The 3,385-nt window shown below is 46.5% G+C and carries 2 protein-coding genes; both read right to left on the bottom strand.

Annotation, left to right across the window (positions count from 1 at the left end; genetic code table 11):
* Positions 1 to 42 precede the first annotated feature (42 nt).
* Complete coding sequence (locus tag DDR33_RS23690) at positions 43 to 1,500, bottom strand: sialate O-acetylesterase (protein ID WP_109418288.1); 1,458 nt, start codon at positions 1,498 to 1,500, stop codon at positions 43 to 45.
* A gap of 1 nt (position 1,501) precedes the next feature.
* A complete protein-coding gene (locus tag DDR33_RS23695) occupies positions 1,502 to 3,355 on the bottom strand; it encodes an exo-alpha-sialidase (protein ID WP_109418289.1) in 1,854 nt (617 codons plus the stop codon).
* Positions 3,356 to 3,385 lie beyond the last annotated feature (30 nt).

The following is a 3,385-nucleotide window of genomic DNA, read 5'->3' on the forward strand; positions in this document are numbered from 1 at the left end:
CCAAGGCCGACCGCTTATTACTATTTTTCCCAAAAAATCCCATTAATTCTTAATATCCGGTTTAAACTGACTGAATAAAATATTGTCTGTACGGAAAGGACGGGCAGGTAAGCCCTCCTTATTGTACAAATTAGGCTGCGCCGTTTCCACCCATGCAAAGCGCACAGCTTCCGGCACCGGCACTAACGCAGATGAAATAATCACCTTATCCCCTCTTATCTCTGCCTGTGCAGGAACAAATTTCTTATCTCTTCCGGCAATGAGAAAATCAGACAAAGGTTTTCCATCTTTGCTGATCAAGCCCGAACCTATAGAGGAGAACGTCAGTTCAATTTTGTTTCCTTTTACTTTCAGCCCCTTATATACAGGTCCTGAACTCACTAAATTTTTAATCCCATAATTCTTCTCCAAAGCAACCAGGGCAAGCCTGCGCCCGATTTCCCATTTGAAAGAAGGATGTATATCGCTCAGATTGTCTGCCAGGTCAGTCGTCACGATCATCCCCGTATTAGGAAGCCTGAGCGCCGCAGCCTGTGCTTCCCTGAATTCAGGAAGAGATTCCCTGGTAAGACCGGTTTTATCTTTGGCTTCCGAATATTTAAAAGGGGCTATCTGAACGAAGTTGAACGGAAGTTTCTTATCTCCCCAGTCTTTCCTCCAGCGCGCTATAAGAGCTTCCATCTTATGAGTATACTCCAGGCGTTCATTAAGAAAGCAATTTGTTTCTCCCTGGTACCATAAAAACCCTTTAATAGTAAAAGGAACCAGGGGCCGGATCATTGGCGTATAAAATTTCCCCGGGTCATTCTGCACCTTTCTTTCCTTTAAATAAGCGCATGCATTGAAAGCATCTGCGGGGGCCCAGGGCTCAATAGCGCTCCCCGGAACAGCAGAAGAGATCACTCCGACCGGAACATGCAGGTGCTTATTCAATTCCTTTGCAAAGAAGTAAGCCGGGGCAGAAAATACCCTTAAAGCAGAATCCCTGGCAATGTTCCATCCCCTGTGAAGGGAATCGGGTTTTGCAAGTTCTTTGCGGTTCACCAGGAAAATGCGGATATCCGGATTTTTTGCATAGTTCAGCTCGTCTACGGGATTTTGCCCTTCAACTGCCGGACGCTTCATCTTGCTGCTCTTCCGCATGGTGAACTCCATATTTGACTGCCCGGAGCATAACCACACCTCACCTACCAGAATGTTCTCCAGCTTGATAGTATTACTCGCAGTGATGGTCATTTGAGAGCCTTCGGAAGACGCAGGCATAGGGTCAAGATAAATTTTCCAGTTTCCCGAATTATCTGTAACCGTCTCTTTTCTCTGCCCGGAGAACGCCACCGTAATACGCTCTCCTCCCGCTGCTGTCCCCCATATACAAACCGGTTTCTCTCTTTGAAGAACCATATTATGCCCCAATACCCTTGGCAGGGTGACGGAAGCTTTCGCCTCCAGTGTGAAAGCGAAGAGGACTATCAGTCCGCTAAAAATCCGGCTGAACCTCATTCTACAAAGAAGTTTTGAAATATTTGATTGCATAACTTGCTTCGGCTACAGGCTCTCCCGGATTCTTCAGATCAAAATTCTGATCTGTTGGAGTATCGGCATCAGGAAAACGTCTGACTTCGCCCGTTCTGAAGGCTATTCTCTCAATGGCATGAACCGGCGCAAAGAAGATCTTTGTTCCTTTAGTCTGCCCATTTACAGAAATAACGTATGAGCGGCTAGCTGTGTTAAAGTCCACTTTAACTTTATACTCTTTTCCGGCTTCATATTTAGATACCCCGGAATCCCTGTAACCCGCTTTCGTCTTTAATTCGCCATCGGCACTGAAGATCAGCCTGATAGCAGCACTTCCTTTTTCATCCAGGAATTCAATATGCAGAAGTCCCTTGTCATTCTGGGCAGGGGTCACGGAGAACTCAACAGTACCTTTTTTCATCGCTGGGATCACACGTTCCGCTTTTGCGAAATCATAGGGATCCTTATCGGTCAGAACAAGAGCTTTTTTTCCGTCACTTCCCTTTCCGATCTTCGCAGTTGCCCAAAGCGGGCTATAGATATTCCAAAAATTCAGTTCCTGGCCTTCGGGCATGTCTCCAAACGATTCATTCACCTGGGCTCCAACCTTTGATGTTATGCTCACTGGTACCTTCGCTACCCATATATCCTCCTTGTTCATGCTGTAGGTTACCCACATATTCTTACCGGGAGGGTTACCATTCCCTTCTTCAATGCCCCTTACATATTGAGGGCCGTAAGACTTATAATTGCCCCCGTACCTCATCGGTGAGATTTCACCGTTCACCAGGAGCAGATCTTTGTATTCAAGTCCGTTGTCGCTTGTAGAGACTGCAAGAGGCCATCTGTACTCAGAGGGGTTATAAACCGTGGCATAACGACCATCAGACGTGCGCTGGCCCCAGATCTTTGCGTTGCTGTTGACAAAACCAGGCGCACGCAAAGGACTATATTCCCAGGTTTTACCCTGATCTTTTGAAACAGAAGTAAGAGCGTGTTTCCACAAACCCACTACCCTGCCATCATTGAGATGATAAAAACTGAAAGCTTTTACCGGTCTTTGTAAACTTATCAAAGGATCATTCCTGTCCGCTTCTTCTACCCATTGCTGCACCATCAGCCTGTTCGCGAGCAGTTCATTACAAGCTTCTATAAATCCTTTGTCTTTGCTCTTAGTATAGAATGGGAAATCCCCCTTCTTCAGTTTCCATGACGCGTTGTTCCGGATAAAGTAAACCGGACCGAATTTGCCGTCGGCATACACTTCCCTCACTACCCTTCCGATTCCTTTTCCATCATTCGGATCATCCTTGGCGTCCATAGCAATTCCGTAATAGCCCAGGACAAGAAGCCTGTTATTTTTGGATACGAAAAAGCCCATACGCTGATGCATCACAGCATCCAGATCTTTTGCTACACCCGGGTAGCCTTCCTTCACAGTACCATCGGGAATCCGGTATACAGGGAATGCAACTTTGGGAGCGCTCCAGTTGTATCCGTCTTTTGACGTCAAAAGAAATGTCTGGCCCGGAGGAATATGCTCCCCAACCGGGTTAGCCAAATATTCCAGATAAAATGTATTGTTCCAGTATGCCAGCATTGGCTGATGGTTATAAGTCCAGTTCGTTCCGCCTGCGAGTTCCGGATGCTCCCTGTTAGCCCTGAAAACCTGAATATTATGCACACCTACCGCCGGGCTCAGCTGCCCGTGATGATAATCCACGCTTGATAAAGTATTTCCGGTATATTTCACCGTATCCTGCGCCACCGCACCTGAAAAACTTGTCCCAAGCAATACAGCAGCCAGTGCAGTAGTTTTTATATTCGTCTTATTTATCATGTCTTTAATTTAGCTGTCAGGAGACAGCGG

Source organism: Pararcticibacter amylolyticus (assembly GCF_003130405.1).
Lineage (GTDB): Bacteria > Bacteroidota > Bacteroidia > Sphingobacteriales > Sphingobacteriaceae > Arcticibacter > Arcticibacter amylolyticus.